The 14,267-nt window shown below is 67.4% G+C and carries 18 protein-coding genes and 2 pseudogenes; 11 read left to right on the plus strand and 9 right to left on the minus strand.

Annotated features, from left to right (window positions below; genetic code table 11):
- Positions 1 to 2: 2 nt before the first annotated feature.
- The 3 genes from OVA11_RS05060 to OVA11_RS05070 all read right to left on the minus strand — a co-directional run bounded on the left by OVA11_RS05060 (position 3) and on the right by OVA11_RS05070 (position 1,888).
- A complete protein-coding gene (locus OVA11_RS05060) occupies positions 3 to 974 on the minus strand; it encodes a tetratricopeptide repeat protein (protein ID WP_268068896.1) in 972 nt (323 codons plus the stop codon).
- Positions 975 to 1,114: 140 nt separating this feature from the next.
- Positions 1,115 to 1,513: a DUF4870 family protein gene (locus tag OVA11_RS05065; protein WP_268066469.1), complete on the minus strand. Its 399-nt coding sequence runs from the start codon at positions 1,511 to 1,513 to the stop codon at positions 1,115 to 1,117.
- Positions 1,514 to 1,516: 3 nt separating this feature from the next.
- Entirely contained in the window at positions 1,517 to 1,888 is a 372-nt protein-coding gene (locus tag OVA11_RS05070) for a DUF4870 family protein (RefSeq protein WP_268066470.1), read from the minus strand.
- 234 nt (positions 1,889 to 2,122) lie between these two features.
- On the opposite strand from OVA11_RS05070, the gene OVA11_RS05075 reads away from it, so the two are divergent.
- Positions 2,123 to 2,659 carry a fasciclin domain-containing protein gene (locus OVA11_RS05075; protein ID WP_268066471.1) on the plus strand — a complete coding sequence of 179 codons (537 nt, stop codon included), beginning with the start codon at positions 2,123 to 2,125 and terminating at the stop codon, positions 2,657 to 2,659.
- Positions 2,660 to 2,722: 63 nt separating this feature from the next.
- On the opposite strand, the gene OVA11_RS05080 is transcribed toward OVA11_RS05075, so the two are convergent.
- From OVA11_RS05080 to OVA11_RS05095, 4 genes are read right to left on the minus strand one after another with little or no spacing between them, the layout of a single operon-like run.
- Entirely contained in the window at positions 2,723 to 3,274 is a 552-nt protein-coding gene (locus OVA11_RS05080; RefSeq protein WP_268066472.1) for a hypothetical protein, read from the minus strand.
- Positions 3,271 to 3,678 (minus strand): dihydroneopterin aldolase, encoded by a 408-nt coding sequence (gene folB, locus OVA11_RS05085; protein WP_268066473.1) that lies wholly within the window; start codon positions 3,676 to 3,678, stop codon positions 3,271 to 3,273. The genes OVA11_RS05080 and folB overlap by 4 nt, the downstream gene beginning before the upstream one ends.
- Positions 3,679 to 3,688: 10 nt before the next feature.
- Positions 3,689 to 4,441: an SDR family oxidoreductase gene (locus OVA11_RS05090; RefSeq protein WP_268066474.1), complete on the minus strand. Its 753-nt coding sequence runs from the start codon at positions 4,439 to 4,441 to the stop codon at positions 3,689 to 3,691.
- Between the two features lies 1 nt (position 4,442).
- Positions 4,443 to 4,523, minus strand: coding sequence for a hypothetical protein (locus OVA11_RS05095; protein ID WP_268068897.1), 81 nt, complete (start codon positions 4,521 to 4,523; stop codon positions 4,443 to 4,445).
- Between the two features lie 88 nt (positions 4,524 to 4,611).
- On the opposite strand from OVA11_RS05095, the gene OVA11_RS05100 reads away from it, so the two are divergent.
- On the plus strand, positions 4,612 to 5,082 hold the full coding sequence (locus OVA11_RS05100; RefSeq protein WP_268066475.1) for an NUDIX domain-containing protein: 471 nt from the start codon (positions 4,612 to 4,614) through the stop codon (positions 5,080 to 5,082).
- Positions 5,083 to 5,190: 108 nt separating this feature from the next.
- The gene (locus OVA11_RS05105) at positions 5,191 to 6,630 is read left to right on the plus strand and encodes an aldehyde dehydrogenase family protein (protein WP_268066476.1); all 1,440 of its coding nucleotides are present in this window, start codon (positions 5,191 to 5,193) and stop codon (positions 6,628 to 6,630) included.
- A gap of 54 nt (positions 6,631 to 6,684) precedes the next feature.
- Here the strand turns inward: OVA11_RS05105 and OVA11_RS05110 are convergent, their stop codons facing one another.
- Positions 6,685 to 7,686, minus strand: a complete 1,002-nt coding sequence (locus tag OVA11_RS05110) for a hypothetical protein (RefSeq protein ID WP_268066477.1) — start codon at positions 7,684 to 7,686, stop codon at positions 6,685 to 6,687.
- 318 nt (positions 7,687 to 8,004) lie between these two features.
- On the opposite strand from OVA11_RS05110, the pseudogene OVA11_RS05115 reads away from it, so the two are divergent.
- The 4 genes and pseudogenes from OVA11_RS05115 to OVA11_RS05130 all read left to right on the plus strand — a co-directional run bounded on the left by OVA11_RS05115 (position 8,005) and on the right by OVA11_RS05130 (position 9,183).
- Positions 8,005 to 8,357, plus strand: a pseudogene (locus tag OVA11_RS05115) (endonuclease domain-containing protein).
- 69 nt (positions 8,358 to 8,426) lie between these two features.
- Positions 8,427 to 8,603 carry a hypothetical protein gene (locus OVA11_RS05120; RefSeq protein WP_268066478.1) on the plus strand — a complete coding sequence of 59 codons (177 nt, stop codon included), beginning with the start codon at positions 8,427 to 8,429 and terminating at the stop codon, positions 8,601 to 8,603.
- Positions 8,603 to 8,785, plus strand: a complete 183-nt coding sequence (locus tag OVA11_RS05125; protein WP_010918311.1) for a DUF3606 domain-containing protein — start codon at positions 8,603 to 8,605, stop codon at positions 8,783 to 8,785. The genes OVA11_RS05120 and OVA11_RS05125 overlap by 1 nt, the downstream gene beginning before the upstream one ends.
- 58 nt (positions 8,786 to 8,843) lie before the next feature.
- Positions 8,844 to 9,183, plus strand: a pseudogene (locus OVA11_RS05130) (hypothetical protein).
- A gap of 452 nt (positions 9,184 to 9,635) precedes the next feature.
- Here OVA11_RS05130 and OVA11_RS05135 read toward each other — a convergent pair.
- Positions 9,636 to 10,103, minus strand: a complete 468-nt coding sequence (locus tag OVA11_RS05135; RefSeq protein WP_268066479.1) for an Lrp/AsnC family transcriptional regulator — start codon at positions 10,101 to 10,103, stop codon at positions 9,636 to 9,638.
- Between the two features lie 125 nt (positions 10,104 to 10,228).
- On the opposite strand from OVA11_RS05135, the gene OVA11_RS05140 reads away from it, so the two are divergent.
- The 4 genes from OVA11_RS05140 to OVA11_RS05155 all read left to right on the plus strand — a co-directional run bounded on the left by OVA11_RS05140 (position 10,229) and on the right by OVA11_RS05155 (position 14,241).
- Complete coding sequence (locus OVA11_RS05140) at positions 10,229 to 10,486, plus strand: DUF6356 family protein (protein ID WP_268066480.1); 258 nt, start codon at positions 10,229 to 10,231, stop codon at positions 10,484 to 10,486.
- Complete coding sequence (locus tag OVA11_RS05145) at positions 10,483 to 11,484, plus strand: putative sulfate exporter family transporter (protein WP_268066481.1); 1,002 nt, start codon at positions 10,483 to 10,485, stop codon at positions 11,482 to 11,484. Before OVA11_RS05140 ends, OVA11_RS05145 begins: the two co-directional genes overlap by 4 nt.
- Positions 11,485 to 11,551: 67 nt before the next feature.
- Positions 11,552 to 12,982 carry an amino acid permease gene (locus tag OVA11_RS05150; protein WP_268066482.1) on the plus strand — a complete coding sequence of 477 codons (1,431 nt, stop codon included), beginning with the start codon at positions 11,552 to 11,554 and terminating at the stop codon, positions 12,980 to 12,982.
- 110 nt (positions 12,983 to 13,092) lie between these two features.
- Positions 13,093 to 14,241 carry an acyl-CoA dehydrogenase family protein gene (locus OVA11_RS05155; RefSeq protein ID WP_268066483.1) on the plus strand — a complete coding sequence of 383 codons (1,149 nt, stop codon included), beginning with the start codon at positions 13,093 to 13,095 and terminating at the stop codon, positions 14,239 to 14,241.
- Positions 14,242 to 14,267: the final 26 nt, after the last annotated feature.

The following is a 14,267-nucleotide window of genomic DNA, read 5'->3' on the forward strand; positions in this document are numbered from 1 at the left end:
CGTCAGGTCGAGATGCGGGCTTCCAGCTCGCTGAGCCGCGCGCGGGTCGCCGCGAGGTCTGGACCAAAGCGGGCCGGATCGGCGGCCGCCAGGCGCCCGGCGATGTCGTAACTCTCGCGATAGAGATCGAGCGCGCGCATGCGATGGCCGCGGTCCTCGCGCAGGTCGGCCAGGCGCTCCAGGTTCACCGACAGGGCCCTTTGGGCGTTAGGGTCGTTCGCCTCGCGCGCGCCGCGCGACCGGCGCAGGGCCAGAGCCTCTTCGAAGGCCGAAAGCGCTGCGTCCAGCCGTCCTTCAGCCTCGGCGACATCACCGACGCCCGACAGCGCGCCGGCCAGAAGGTCAGTGCTTGCGTCGGTCGGGCGGGTCTGGCGCACCTGGCGGGCATAGGCCACCGCCGTCTCGTAGGCCTCGCCGGCCTCGTCCAGCTGGCCCTGGGCGCGGGCGAAATCGCCCAGATCGCGATGGACGATGGCCAGTTCCTCGTCGGTATGGGCGGCCCGCTTCATGGCGGCCAGCAGCCGCGCGCACTCGCCCCAGGAGTCTTCCCGGCTCAGCGTGATCAGGCGCGCGCGCATTTCGGCGAAGGTGCGGGGCGGTGCGACGGGCGCCGGGGCGGGCGCCGCAGGCGCGGTGTGGGATACGGGAGTCGCCACAGGCGCGGCGGGCGCGGCGGCGACGGCGACGGGGCTGGCGCTGGGCGCGGCCTCGTCAGGAAGCTCCAGCCCCAGGGTCGCGGGCGCCGTCTTGCGCGGCTTGCGTTTTGGGCGGGGAAGCAGGGCGGCGACGATGAGCACCCCGCCCACGATCGCCGCCGCCACGCCGACGGCGGGTCGATGCGGTTCAAACGGACCAAGGTCGAGATTCGTGGCCCATGTCCCCAGCGAGCCCCAGCCCGCCACCACGTATCCCGACGACGCCAGGATCAGCCCCAAGATGATCCCAACCAGTCGCGCCAACATCGCGTCCCCCAGACGTTCGCCCACCACGGGCGTCCCTCCGCCAGGCCGCACTAGTCATCCGGCGGCCCCGACCCCGTCGAGCCGTCTCAACTGACAGGGGAAGGGAGCCGCCGGAATGATCCGTAGACGGGCGCCGGACGGAGAAGGCGCCTCTAAATCAACCAGCTACGCGGGCGCGGATACGCCTCGCCGCGCGTGAGATAGTAGATTCCCATCACGCAGCGAACCACGAACCAGACGCCCACGGCGCCCATGATGGCAATCCCGGCCAACAGCACGGGGATACCCACCAGCACCAGGCTCAGCGGCACGCCGAAAAGGGTCAGCAGCAGGCCGATCAGGAACCAGGCGATGGCCAGCCAGAAGGTGCGGATGGCGAAGGTATAGTGCGAGGCGTTGATCGGGCCTGCGGCGTCGCGGTTCACATAGGCCACGATCAGGCCGACCAGGAAGGTCAGGCCATTGGTGAAGCCCAGCAGATAGAGGCCGTAGACGACGGCGGGCAGGATCTTGTCTTCCTCGGCGCGAGGGGCGACGGCAGTGTCGGACATGGCTTAGAGCATCCAGTTCTTGGGCGTGGGATAGGGTTGGCCCTTCAGCAGGTGCGAAAGGCCGACGACGGAGCGGACGATGACCCAAAGGCCGACCGCCACCAGCAGTACGACGCCGATCCCCACCACGGTGAGCAGGGCCGAGATCACGCTGAACAGCAGCGCCAGCCAGAAGGTTCTGATCTGGAATTCGTAGTGGCTGGCCAGCCAGTCGGGCGCGCCCTTGCGGCTGATATAGGCCAGGATGGCGGCGATCAGGCAGGTGAAGCCGCCGGTCACCGCGCCGCCGATGTGCAGGGCGTAGATCGCGATGGGCAGGGCCTTGTCGTCCTGCAGCGTCGGCGGGACGGCGGTGTCTGGGGTGGGGTCGGTCACGGTTGAGCCTGGAATAGTCTTGTTATCCAGATCGTCGCGCTGATCAGGCCGTGATGCAAATGAAGGTGGCGTCATGAAGGCGATGTCACGTTCGGCGCGGCCTTCGAACCTTACAAAAAAGTCATCTCTTCGGATCGATCCGGCGCCGACGCAGGGCCGTAATCATGATCAGACCGCGCGCCGTCGACCTCTTCAGTTCCCCCAACCCGAAGACTTGATGGAAGGTTTCAGACAATGATGCGTTCGATGCAACGCCGGGCCGCCGTGCTGGCCCTGGCCGCCGCCGCTGTGGCCGGTCCCGCCCTCGCCGACCACCACGGCGCCAAGCCGAACATCGTCGGCGTGGCCGCCGGCAACGCTGACTTCTCGACCCTGGTCACCGCCGTGAAGGCCGCCGACCTGGTCGGCACGCTCTCGGGCGCCGGTCCGTTCACGGTCTTCGCCCCGACCAACGCCGCCTTCGCCAAGCTGCCGCCCGGTACGGTGCAGACCCTGGTCAAGCCGGAGAACAAGGCCACCCTGACCAAGATCCTGACCTGCCACGTCGTGGCCGGCAAGGTCGAGGCCAAGACCCTGCTGGGCGCCATCCAGGCGAACGGCGGCAGCTACACGATCAACACCGTCGGCGGCTGCGCCTTCAAGGCCGCCGTCGAAAGCGGCAAGGTGGTCATCACCGACGAGAAGGGCGGCAAGAGCACCGTCACCGCCACCGATGTCGGCGCCAGCAACGGCGTGATCCACGTCATCGACAGCGTGCTGATGCCGCGCTGATAGACCCTTTCAGGTCTCCCAGAAGGGGCGCTCCGGCCGCAAGGTCGGGGCGCTCTTTTCGTTTCAGGGCAAGAGATCGGCGGGCGGGTCGCGCGGGTCGAAGTCGGCCGGCCGCGCCAGCCAGGGCAAGGCGGCGACCATCAGGATCAGGACAAAGGCCATGCGCGAGGCCAGATCCACGCCCACCGCGACCATGCCGGCGGTCAACGAGAACAGCAGGGTCGAGGCCGCGCCGAACGCCAACAGGCCCATGACGAAGGTCAGGGCCGTCCGGGCCTCCAGCCGCGCCAGACCAAAGCGGGCGCGCGGCGACAGGTCCGCACCCACGGCCGCGAGGGCGCGCGCCAGAACCGAGAAGGCGGCCAGCCGGTCCTCGAACCGTCCGGGGCCGACATAGCTCTGAGACGGGATCAGCAGCCTCCGCCGTCCAAACACCACCAACAGCACCCGCCGCCGCCCGTCCGGCGCCAGCGACAGGCTGTAGCGGGTCAGGGCGGACAGGGGAAAGCGGCGCTCGATCCGGCCGCGCGTCTCGATCAGCGTCCCGGCCTCCAGGGTCCAGACCGTTTCGGGCTGGAACGGGGCGAGCCGGGCGCTGAAGGTGATCATGGTCACGCGCGGACGGCGGTGATCTCGACGCCGGCGGCGGCGGCGTGCGGGGCGAGCGCCAGAGGCTTTTCGACCCGCACGCGGGCGCGCATCACACGAGGATCGGCGAAGCAGGCCTGGGCCAGGCGCTCAGCGAAGGTCTCGACCAGATCGATATGGCCCTCGGCGACGAGGGCGCGGGCGGCCTCGCCGACCATCTCGTAATTGACCGTATCGCCCAGGCGCTCGCAGTGGCTGGCGGCCACGTCCAGCTCGACATCGACGACCAGCGGCTGCTCGCGGCCATGCTCGTGGTCATAGACGCCGATCTGGGCCTCGACCTTCAGGCCGCGCACGAAGACCTTGGTCACGATGATGCGGGCCATGTCCTGCGCGGCGGGGGTGGTCTCGGCGAGGGGCGAAGCGGCCAAGTGCGGCCTCCTAGGGAGCAACGATGTCCGGCGTCTTCCAGCCCAGATGCTGGCCGCCGTCCACGGCGATCATCTGTCCCGTGACTGAGGATGCGTCAATCAGATAGCGCAGGGCGGCGGCGACCTCTTCGGGGCTGGCGCGCCGCTGCAACAGCACGCCCGCCGCCTCGGCCTCGAACTCGCCCGGCGCCTGGTGCACCGACGGCAGGGTGGGGCCGGGGCCGATGGCGTTGACGCGGATGCGCGGGGCCAGGGCCTGGGCCAGGGTCTGGGTGGCCCACCACAGGCCGGCCTTGCTGAGCGTGTAGCTGAAGAACTGCGGATTGGGCCGCCAGACGCGCTGATCGATCAGATTGACCACCAGCCCCTGGCGGTCCGCCGGCAGGGCCCCCGCCATCGCCTCGGCCAGCACGATCGGCGCGCGCAGATTGGTCTCGAGATGGCGGTCCCAGCTGGCCCGCGACAGGCCGCCGACGCGGTCGTCCTCGAAGGCCGAGGCGTTGTTGATCAGCAGGGTCAGCGGCCCCAGCGGCGCGGCCTGGGCGATGAGGCTGCGGGTCGCGTCCTCGTCCGAGAGGTCGGCGCGGACGAGCAGGGCGCGGCGGCCCAGATCCTGGACGCCGCGTGCGGTCTCTTCGGCCTCTTCGGCCGAGGCGCGGTAGTGGATGGCGACGTCGTAGCCGGCGCGCGCGGCCTCCAGGGCCAGGACCTGGCCGATCCGGCGTCCCGCGCCGGTGACCAGGGCCGCGCCGCGCGAAGTCATCTTAGTCGATGCGGCCGAACTCGGTCAGGTTCAGGCCCATGACGACGGCCAGGAAGAGGGCGATGACACCGATCGCGATCATGGCGCGGCTCCGAAAAGAGAAACAGATATCTGCGGGCTTTACCGCTCGCCGACGCTGACCGCAAGCGCGCGCCGGGCTAGAAGGCCCCATGCTCTGGCGCCGCCGCATCGAACCGTTCACCCGCCCCCTGGTCTACGCCTGGTTCCGCCTGGCGCGGGGCCTGACGCTGGGCGTGCGGGCTGTGGTCACCGACGAGACCGGCAAGGTGCTCCTGATCCAGCACACCTACATCAAGGGCTGGTACCTGCCCGGCGGCGGGGTCGAGCGCGGCGAGACGGCCGAGACCGCCGTGATCCGCGAGTTGGCGGAGGAGGCGGGGGTCCGCGCCCTGTCGCGGCCGCGCCTGGTGTCGGCCCACAGCAACGAGGTGCTGCATCCCGGCGATCACGTGCTGCTCTATCGCGTCGAGACCTGGGAGCCCTGTCCGTGCGATGCGGCCGGCGAGATCCACGCGGTCGGCTGGTTCGACCCTCACGCCCTGCCGGACGAGACCACCCGCGCGACCCGTAAGCGCATCGCCGAGGCGCTACACGGGGACGAGACCGATCCGATGTGGTGAGGCGCTTGTTACCCCTTCCCACCTGAACGCCGATCACATTAAATGGCTGTTTGAAACCGTCCGCCGCGTCTCCCAACTAAGAGCGGACCACAGGGCAGGAGCGAAGGCATGCGCGAGTATACGAAGTTCTATATCGACGGCGCCTGGGTCGACCCGGCCGAGAAGAAGACGCTGGACGTCATCAACCCGGCCACGGAAAGCGTCTGCGGCGTCATCTCGATGGGCTCGGAAGCGGACGTCGACAAGGCCGTCCGCGCCGCCCGCAAGGCCTTCGCCAGCTTCAGCCAAACCAGCCGCGAAGAGCGCATCGACATCCTCGAGCGCATCATCGCCGAGTACCAGAAGCGCTTCGAGGACATGGCCAAGGCCATCACCGAAGAGATGGGCGCCCCCGCGTGGCTGGCCCAGCGCGCCCAGGCCGCCATGGGCATCGGTCACGTCCAGACCGCCGCCGCCGTGCTCAAGGGCTACAAGTTCGAGGAAGATCGCGGCACGACCCGCATCGTCAAGGAGCCGATCGGCGTCTGCGCCTTCATCACGCCGTGGAACTGGCCGGTGAACCAGATCGCCTGCAAGGTCGGTCCGGCCATCGCCACCGGCTGCACCATGGTGCTCAAGCCCTCGGAAATCGCCCCGTTCAGCGGCTATATCTGGACCGAGATCCTTCACGCCGCCGGGGTTCCGGCCGGGGTGTTCAACCTGGTCAACGGTGACGGCCCCACGGTCGGTGCGGCGCTCAGCAGCCATCCGGAAGTCGACATGGTCTCGTTCACCGGCTCGACCCGCGCGGGCATCGAGGTGGCCAAGAACGCCGCCCCGACCGTCAAGCGCGTCCACCAGGAGCTGGGCGGCAAGAGCCCCAACATCATCCTCGACGACGCCGACTTCCAGAAGGCTGTCGCCGGGGGCGTGGCCTCGGTGATGCTGAACTCGGGCCAGTCGTGCAACGCCCCGACCCGCATGCTGGTGCCCGGCCAGCGCATGGACGAGGTCATCGCCATCGCCAAGGCCGCCGCCGAGGCTCACACGGTCGGCGACCCGAACGGCAACCACAAGATGGGCCCGGTGGTCTCCGAGACCCAGTGGAACAAGATCCAGGGCCTGATCCAGAAGGGCATCGACGAGGGCGCCACCCTGGTCACCGGCGGGACGGGGCGTCCCGAAGGCCTGGACAAGGGCTACTATGTAAAGCCCACCGTCTTCGCCAACGTCACCAACGACATGACCATCGCCAAGGAAGAGATCTTCGGCCCGGTCGTCTCGATCCTGGGCTACGACACGGTGGACGAAGCCGTCACCGTCGGCAACGACACCGAGTATGGCCTGGCGGCCTATGTCTCGGGCGGCGATCCGGAGGCGGTCCGCAAGGTGGCTTCGAAGCTGCGCGCCGGCCAGGTCAACCTCAACGGCGCCGGCCCCGACCTGATGGCCCCGTTCGGCGGCTACAAGATGAGCGGCAACGGCCGCGAATGGGGCGACCACGCGTTCGGCGAGTTCCTGGAGACCAAGGCGATCCTCGGCTACTCGGCGAAGGTGGCGGCGGAGTAGGGGTTCCGCTGCTGCTGATTTAGACGGAGAGGGCGGGGCCGTGAGGCTCCGCCTCTATCCAAAGAGAACGTCTTCTCCGTCCGTCCTCATAAATTCTGATGCGATCATTTTTCGCCAGAATTGCCTGCTCGCCGTTTCGAAGCGTGCGGCTGGCTGCGTCCACGCTCTCGTCTCAAGGATCGAGCTCGTACCAAATACTGGGATGTCTGGGCAATTGCAGTTGTTGCCAAATAGAAGATCAAGATTTCGATTATGGAAGCCAAATCCTAAGAATATCAATCTTCCTGCGTGAAATATGGTATTGCGGATACGCTGAGCGGCCCCGCTTTCTACCTCTTCTGTAAATGTTTTTATTTGCGTTGCGGCCTTATGAATGTGGTATGGATCTGTTGATCCATACGGAACTGTGAATAATGTTCCGTCCGAGGACAACGGACCCAATCGCCCGTAGGCGTGATGAATTTCCACGTTGTTCAAGGCTGCCAGCGCGACATCCTGATGCAGATTGCATGTGTGCATAAAGTTGGCCAAGAGGAATTGCTCTAGGCATCTGTCATAATTGAAGGTCACGAATGCCACGTCGCTAAATGCTTGGAATGCGTGGCGACGTTGTACTCCTTGCCCACCTACATTGCGGAAAAGCCAACTCGCCCAACTATCCCTCATAGGGCGGAACGCAGATGCCCATGCCACTTCATCGTGAATTGAGTGGCAAAGATTACTGCGAAATTCTGCTGTAAGAAGAGCAGCAGCAATTGCGTGCTTTGCGACGTTGGAAAATTCTGGGAAATCTGACCACTCGTCGATTAACTCGTCGATTGATGATTTTGAGTGTAGGCTTTTGCCAATTTGAATCGCGGCGGCCCGGTGTTCCCGATAGAGCCCCGTCCCACGCCTAAATGCATCTTTGACTAAGCCGTCGCTGTGCATAGATGCGTCAGCAAATTCCTTTATCAGCATATCGTCTATGGTTGCGGCAAGCTCCTCGCCAATAGGCATGTTGTTTCCGAAATCTTTCGACGCGCCTGCACCAAGAACGAATACAGTCTTACCCATGTTTCCGTCGAACTCCCCGAGTCGAACCCACCCTTACATCCCTCGAAGGCAGCAGCGTGCCGGACTGTCCAGGTCCGTCAAGGCTCGCGCGCCCCCTCTCCCATGGGGAGGGGGTCGGGGAGAGGGGGTAAGCCGTCCGCCGGAGCGCCGGCAGGGCGGCGGCTTTGAAACCCCTCTCCCGACCGCTTCGCGGCCACCCTCTCCCTCTGGGAGAGGGAACAGCTTCGCTCCGCCCTCTCCCGCCGGGAGAGGGATCGAAAAGAGAAATCCCGATTCCTTCTGTTGAATGCGCCCAAGGGTTGAGTCCATTCTTCCGCCATGGACGCCACCGCCACCGCTCGCCGCCTGCGACAGGCCCAGACCCTGGCCGAAAAGATCCTGTGGGCCCTGGTCCGGGCGCACCGGCTGGGCGGGTTCAAGTTCAGGCGGCAGGTCCCGATCGGCGGCTATTTCGCCGACTTTGTCTGTGAACAGGGCAGGCTGATCGTCGAGCTGGACGGCGCGGCGCATCAGGGGCGGGAGGACTATGACGCCCGCCGCACGCAGGCGCTTGAGCGGTTCGGCTACGCCGTCTTGCGGTTCCCCAACACGCGGGTGCTGGCCGATCCCGGCGGGACGGCGGGACGGCGGACGACATTCTGGCGGCGCTGCGGGGCGCGCGGCCGGGGTGAAACCCCTCTCCCGACCGCTTCGCGGCCACCCTCTCCCTCTGGGAGAGGGATTGGGCTACCCTCCCGCCCATGACCACCTCCCCGCCCCCCGAAGCGCCCCTTGACGAGACCCCGATCCAGCGCGCGTTGCGCTTGAAGCAGGCGGCGCTCGACGCGCGGCCCAAGCCGCCTCGGGGCGGGAAGTTTCAGCGGCAGCAGGCCGCCGGCATCGCGGCGGGAAACTCAAAACCCTGGATGACCCGATAATGGCCGGCCTGAAAGACAAGCGCGGCTTCATCGACAAGGACCGCCTGGATCTGACCGAGCGTCAGGCTGTCGAATACTGGATGAAGCGCTGGGGCGTGACCCGCGACCAGATCACCGCCGCCCACCGCAAGGTCGGGCGCATGACCAAGGATATCGCCGCGGAGCTGGGCAAGAAGCGGTAGCGGCCCTTTCTCATCCTCCGATGGGGGAGAGAACGGCTCCCGCCACCCCTCTCGTGTCATCCCGGCCGCAGCGCGGAGCGCCGGGACCCAGGGGGTGACCAAGCGCGGCGCTCTTGCAGCCCCTGGGTCCCGGGTCGGCTTCGCCGCCCGGGATGACACGCGCTTACGGGGACTGAGTGGCCTCTATCCTCGGAGTTCGCAGAATCGAAGTCAACGAAATCAACTACTTATCACTTTTACGCGCCAATTTATCCCCGGCCTGAAAACCCGCTCCATACTGAACTCATCCCCGCCGCGGGGGAGGGCGTTTGGATCCGGCCCAATACGGCGGCGGGGCTAGGTTGAGCGGGGCCGCGTGGTCTCGAAGCGGTTTCGACCGGGGTCTGTTCGTTGGATAGATCCGGGACCTCGGAAGAAGCCGTGGAGAGGCGAGCGCGGAGCGACAGGGCGGTGATCGTACAAGCCGCCTATCGTGGATCGTCGGGCTGGACACGGATGTAGCCGCTCCAGTTGGTCCGCGCCCGTCCGGGGGCTCCTGGGGTCCCGAGCTGAAAGACGCTCACGCCCCCCATCCTCACGGGCAAGAACAACCTGGCGGAGCGGACAGTCGAGCCGAAACGCAAAACACACTCACGGTCTCCGGGTTCGCCCGGCCGCTCCGTCGCCTCCCCATGAGCCTTCAGCGGTCACGCCGCGTGAAGCGGCGGACGTGCGCCCCAAATCCTCCCCCCAGCGGCGGAGGTGTCGACTCGAAGGGACGACGGAGGGGGAAGAGGCCGGTTCGGCAGGACTTCCCCCTCCGGCGCTTCGCGCCTCCTCCCCCGCTGGGGGGAGGATCGTCTAGCCCCCCTCACGTCGGGGCGATCGGCAGGGCGGTGGTGAACTTGATCTGCTCCATGGCGAAGCTGGACGAGACGTCGGTCAGCGGGGCGGTGGCGATCAGGCGTTTGTAGAAGCGGTCATAGGCGGCGATGTCCTTGACCACGACCTTGAGGAGGTAATCGACATCGCCGCTCATCCGGTAGAACTCGACCACCTCGGGCAGGGCGCTGGCGCCGGCGGCGAACTGGTTCAGCCAGCCCTCGTCGTGGTGGCCGGTCTTGACGGCGACGAAGACGGTCAGGCCCAGGTCGAGGGCCTCGCGGTCCAAGAGGGCCACCCGGGCGGTGATGACGCCGGCGTCCTGCAGGCGGCGCACCCGCTTCCAGCAGGGGGTCTGGCTCAGGCCCACCCGCTCGGCCAGCTCGGCGATGGGGACGGTGGCGTCCTCCTGCAGGATGGCCAGCAGGCGGCGATCGATTTGATCGAGATCAATCATCTCGAAATCCGCTTTCAGAGAGAACGAAATTCTCCATATCGCGGAAATGGTAACCTTTCAAACAATGCCTTTCTCCGAATCCGCGCCATTCTAGAACGCCTCGGTTTCAGCCAGCGGGGGCTTCCATGGACCTGTCGTTCACGCGTCATCCCAAGTCGGTCGGCGAGACCTATGGCCAGCACATGGGCGTGGCCTGGAGCTTTGGCTTCACCCTGCTGGGCGCGGGCCTGGCCTGCCTCATCCATGGCGTCCTGCCCTTCGCCTTCGAGCGCACCGGCAGCCAGACCGTGCGCCGCCTGCATGAGCGGCTCTCGAACCGCTGCGCCAAGGCCGACGCGCATTTCGCCGCCGCCCCGATCAGCGGCGACACCGTCCGCGGATGACCGCCGCGGCCCTGCGCCTGGGCGCCGCCCGCATGGGGCCGGGCCTGCTGGCCGGCCTGCTGATGGCGGTGCTGGCCAAGCTCCTGTCCCAGAGCCTGCACGCCCCGGCCCCGCTGCTGGCGGTGGTGCTGGGCATGATGCTGGGCGCGCTGGGCCTGCAGGGGCAGCTGGGCGCGGGCCTCGACGTCTTCGCCAAGCCGGGCCTGCGGCTGGGCGTGGCCATGATGGGCGCCCAGATCAGCTGGAGCGAGTTCGCCGCCCTGGGCGGTCCGGCCGTGCTGGCCAGCGGCGCGGTGGTGCTGGGCGGCCTCGGGATCGGAGCCCTGGCCGGCGCCGCCTTGGGCCTGCCGCTGGCCGAGGCCCTGATCGCGGCGGCCGCCTGCTCGATCTGCGGCGCCTCTGCGGCGCTGGCCGCCTCGCAGGCCGCCCCGTCCAGCCCGGAGAACCAGCGCACGACGGCCCTGGTCATTGTCGGGGTCAATCTGCTTTCCACCTTGGCCATGCTGGCCTATCCGCCGATCGCCAACGCCCTGGGCCTGACCGCGCACCAGGCCGGCGTCTTCTTCGGCCTGTCGATCCATGACGTCGCGCAAGTTGCCGGCGCCGGCGCCTCGGTGTCGCCGGAGGTCGCGGGGACGGCGGCCCTGGCCAAGCTGTCGCGGATCCTGTGGCTGGGTCCGGCCGTGGTGCTGATCGGCCTGATGCTGACCCGCACGGCGCAGGGGGGGCGGATCTCCGGCCTGCAGGCCCCGCCGCTCTTCGTCTGGGGCTTCGCCGCCCTGGCCGCTGCAAGGGGTCTCAATCTGATCCCGCCGGCCCTGGTGTCGGCCCTGGGCGCCTGTTCGGGCTTCCTGCTGCTGGCCGGTGTGGGGGCGATCTCGGCCAAGCTCGGCCCCAAGGCCCTGCTCGAGGTCAAGCCGCGTCTGGCGATCCTGCTGCTGACGCTCACGGTGGCCGTCGCAATCCTCGCCTACGCCCTGACGAGGATTTTCTTCTAAGGTCGAGGCTTGGCGCGGAACGAAACCCGCTCCATGGTCCGCATCGAGAGTCGGAGGGACCCCCAAAGTGAGCTTCTGGACGCGCCGCAAGGCCATCGACACCATCACCGCTGGCCATGCGGACAGCCATCAACTGAAGAAGACCCTGAGCTGGCCGCATCTGGTGGCCCTGGGCGTCGGGGCCATTGTCGGCACCGGCATCTACACCCTGACCGGGGTCGGGGCGGGTCTGGCCGGGCCGGGCGTGATCCTGTCCTTCCTGATCGCCGGCGCCGTCTGCGCCTGCGCGGCCCTGTGCTACGCCGAGCTGTCGACCATGATCCCGGCCTCGGGCAGCGCCTACACCTACAGCTATGCGGCGATGGGCGAGCCGGTCGCCTGGTTCGTCGGCTGGAGCCTGATCCTCGAATATACCCTCGTCTGCGCGGCGGTGGCGGTCGGCTGGTCGGCCCACGCCCATGGCCTCTTCAAGATGATCGGCTTCCCCGACGCCCTGCTGGCCGGACCCCACCAGGGCGGGCTGATCAACATGCCGGCCGTCTTCATCTCGATGGCGGTGGCGGGCCTTCTGGCCCTGGGCACCCGCGAGAGCGCGACGGTCAATATGGTGCTGGTCTTCGTGAAGATCATCGCCCTGATCGTCTTCGTCGTGCTGTGCCTGCCGGCGTTCAACATCGCCCACTTCACCCCCTTCATGCCCAACGGCTTCCAGGCCCATGTGCCGGAAGGCGCGGCCGCAGACGCCGCCAAGATCGGGGTGATGGCCGCCGCCAGCCTGATCTTCTTCGCCTTCTATGGCTTCGACGCGGTCTCGACCGCCGCCGAGGAGACCAAGAACCCCAAGCGCGACCTGACCATCGGCATCGTCGGCTCGATGGCTGTCTGCACGGCGATCTACATGATCGTGGCCGCCGTCTCGATCGGCGCCTCGCGCACCGAGGTCTTCTCCAAGAGCGAAGCGCCGCTGGTCTTCATCCTGGAGAGCCTGAACCACGGCAAGATCGCCCAGCTGGTCGCCCTGGCCGCCGTGATCGCCCTGCCGACCGTGATACTGGCCTTCATGTACGGCCAGAGCCGGATCTTCTTCGTGATGGCCCGCGACGGCCTGCTGCCCCGCGCCCTGTCGAAGGTCAACGCCAAGACCGGCACCCCGGTGATGATGACCCTGCTGACCGGCGTCCTGTCGGCGGTGATCTCGGGCCTCTTGTCGCTGAAGGACATCGCCGAGCTGGCCAACGCCGGCACGCTGTGGGCCTTCATCGCCGTCGGCGCCTCGGTGATCCTGCTGCGGCTGCGCGAGCCGAACCGTCCGCGGGTGTTCTCCACCCCGCTGTGGCCGATCGTGGCCCCGGCCGGCATCCTGGGCTGCCTCTATCTCTTCCTCAGCCTGCCCGGGAAGACCCAGCTCTACTTCCTCTACGCCCACCTGATCGGCGCGGTGGTCTATCTGGCCTACGGCATGCGCAAGAGCGTGCTGGCCCAGCAGGAGCGGGCGTAAGGGAAGGCTTCCATTCTCGAGGGCCGTCGCTACAGTTCCCGGCAAAACAAGCGTTTGACGCCACTCTCGCGGTTTCCGCGAGGGGCCAAGGAAACTGGGAGACGAAGCGAATGGCCCTCGATCTGGAAACCCGTGAACAGCTGATCGACACGGTCGCCCGCTTCGTGGCCGAACGTCTGCGGCCCATCGAGGCCCAGGTCGCCGAGAACGACGCCGTCCCCGACGATGTGATCGAGGAGATGAAGGGCCTTGGCCTCTTTGGCCTGACGATCCCGGAAGAGTTCGGCGGGCTTGGCCTGACCATGGAGGAAGAGGCGCTGGTGGCCATCGAGCTGGGCCGCGCTTCGCCGGCCTTCCGCTCGGTGTTCGGCACCAATGTCGGCATCGGCAGCCAGGGCCTCGTCATGTTCGGCAACGCCGAGCAGAAGGCCAAGTGGCTGCCGGGGATCGCGTCCGGCGCGGTGATCACCTCGTTCGCCCTGACCGAGCCGGAGGCCGGTTCCGACAGCGCTGCGGTCCAGACCCGCGCCATCCGGGACGGCGACGACTACATCCTGAACGGCTCCAAGCGCTACATCACCAACGCCGGCAAGGCCTCGCTGTTCACGGTGATGGCCCGCACCAATCCCGACGCCAAGGGCGGGGCGGGGGTCTCGGCCTTCCTGGTGCCGCGCGACCTGCCGGGCCTGACGGTCGGCAAGCCCGAAAAGAAGATGGGCCAGCAGGGCGCCCACATCCACGACGTGACCTTCGACAATGTCCGCGTGCCGGCCTGGAACCGGCTGGGCGCCGAGGGCGAGGGCTTCAAGGTCGCCATGCAGGTGCTCGATCGCGGCCGGTTGCACATCGCCGCCGTCTGCGTCGGGGTCGCCGAGCGCTTGATCGCCGACTGCGTCGCCTATGCCTCCGAGCGCAAGCAGTTCGGCCAGCCGATCGCCAGCTTCCAGCTGATCCAGGCGATGATCGCCGACAGCAAGACCGAGGCCCTGGCCGCCAAGGCGCTGGTGCTGGAGACCGCCCGCAAGCGCGACGCCGGCGTCAATGTCACGCTGGAGGCTGCCTCGTCCAAGCTGTTCGCCTCGGAAATGGTCGGCCGGGTGGCGGATCGGGCGGTGCAGGTGTTCGGCGGCGCCGGCTATGTCGCCGACTACGGGATCGAGCGGCTCTACCGCGATGTGCGGATTTTCCGGATCTACGAGGGCACCAGTCAAGTCCAGCAACTGATCATTGCGCGTGAAACGCTGAAGCGCGGCGGGTGAGTGCGACACCCGGTCGCCCCCCTCCA

Source organism: Caulobacter sp. SL161 (assembly GCF_026672375.1).
Classification (GTDB): Bacteria; Pseudomonadota; Alphaproteobacteria; order Caulobacterales; family Caulobacteraceae; genus Caulobacter.